This is a genomic window from Anaerolineae bacterium, assembly GCA_014360855.1.
Taxonomy (GTDB): Bacteria; Chloroflexota; Anaerolineae; order JACIWP01; family JACIWP01; genus JACIWP01.
The window spans coordinates 1-1,704 of record JACIWP010000419.1 but is presented as its reverse complement, the minus strand read 5'-3'; the positions used below and the strand labels follow the sequence as shown (position 1 = coordinate 1,704).

2 protein-coding genes are annotated in these 1,704 nt (G+C 61.2%); both read left to right on the top strand.

The genetic code is table 11. The features are described 5' to 3' along the window. Positions 1-852, top strand: an 852-nt coding sequence (locus H5T60_14705; protein ID MBC7243682.1) for a hypothetical protein, incomplete at its 5' end; no start/stop codon positions are given. Positions 853-889: 37 nt separating this feature from the next. After that, positions 890-1,648, top strand: coding sequence for an SDR family oxidoreductase (locus H5T60_14700; GenBank protein MBC7243681.1), 759 nt, complete (start codon positions 890-892; stop codon positions 1,646-1,648). The last annotated feature ends 56 nt before the right edge of the window (positions 1,649-1,704 follow it).

The window sequence follows — 1,704 nt, the reverse complement described above, 5'->3', positions numbered from 1 at the left end:
ACCGATGAAGAGGGCAATATCATCAACGAGTTCGGGATGAAGATGCGGCAGGGGCCGATTTACATGGAAGTGATCCAGCACCCCCTGGCCCATGTCACCGACCCGAAGGAGGTCGAGGAATTCCCCTTCCCCGACCCGCTGGCCGACGGGCGCTACGACGACGCCGCGTATTACATCGAGAAGTACAAGGACGAGTACTTCATTATCGGCGACATGGAACTGACCATGTTCGACATGATGCAGCAGTTGGTGGGGCTGGAGAAACTGCTGATCGACATGGCGCGCGGCGAGCCATACATTGATGTGCTGATCGACAAGTGCAAGGACTTCGCCCTGGCCGTGGGGAAAAAGCTGGTATCCATGGGGGTGGACGGCATCTGGGCCGGCGACGATTTCGGCTCCCAGCAGGGCATGCTCATCTCCCCCAACATGTGGCGCAAATACTTCAAGGAACGCTACCGCCAGGTGTACGCCGAGCTAAAAGCCATTAATCCCGACGTCATCATCATGCAGCACTGCGACGGCGCGGTAGCGCCCATCCTCGGCGAGTGGGCCGATGTCGGCATGGAGGTCTTCAACCCCGTCCAGCCCAACGTCCCGGGCCATGAGCCGGAGGAACTCAAGGCCAAATTCGGCGACCGCCTCTCTTTCTGGGGGGCGATTGACCAGCAGTGGCTCCTGCCCTTCGGCACGCCGGAGCAGATCGAGGAGGATGTCAAACATAAGATCGCGGTGCTGGGGCGCGGCGGCGGTTACATGATCGCGCCGGCCCATATCATCCAGGCTGACACACCCATGGAAAACGTCGAGGCCTTCATCGCCGCGGCCATGAAGCACGGCGTGTACAAATAACCCCATTTCCATCGGGATCATAGCAGGAGGAGCGGCCATGCGGCTGAAAGGCAAGGTTGCCATTGTGACCGGCGCCACACGCGGCATCGGGCGCGCCATCGCTGTGCGCTTCGGGCAGGAAGGCGCCAGGGTGGCGGTGGTCGGAAGGAATGAGACGGAAGGGATGGAAACCGTCCGCCAGATCGAGGAGGCCGGCTCCGAGGCCATCTTCATCCAGGCCGACGTCTCCGACAAAGCCCAGGTGGACGCCATGGTGCAGAAGGTGGTCGAGAAGTGGGGCACCATTGATATCCTGGTCAACAACGCCGGCATTTGCCCCTTCGCCGAATTTCTGGATATCACGGAGGAGCTGTGGGACCAGGTGCTGGACACCAACCTGAAGGGCTATTTCCTCTGCTCTCAGGCCGTGGCACGCGTGATGATCGAGAAAGGCGTCAAGGGGCGCATTATCGCCGTCAGCTCCATCTCTTCGGAATTCGGTGGCCGCCAGCAGGCGCACTACTGCGCCTCCAAGGCCGGCATCAATCTGCTCATCAAATCCATGGCCATCGCCCTGGGGCCCTACGGCATCACCTGCAACGCCGTACTGCCTGGCACGGTGGAAACCGATATCAACCGGCACGTGCTGGCACAACCGGAGGTGCGCGCCTACTGGGAAAAACGCGCCCCGCTGGGCGGCATCGGCCGGCCGGAGGACATCGCCGGCCCGGTGCTCTTCTTCGCCAGCGATGACGCCAACTGGTGCACCGGCGCCATGCTCGTCGTGGACGGCGGCACATCGGTCTTCCTCCAGTAACAGACCGAGCGAAAGGAAGGCACCTATGGCAACATACAGTATTAAGGCCATCAAAT

Excerpts from the sequence above, each read along its gene's own strand:
- H5T60_14700 (MBC7243681.1), top strand. The coding sequence starts at position 890 with ATGCGGCTGAAAGGCAAGGTTGCCATTGTGACCGGCGCCACACGCGGC.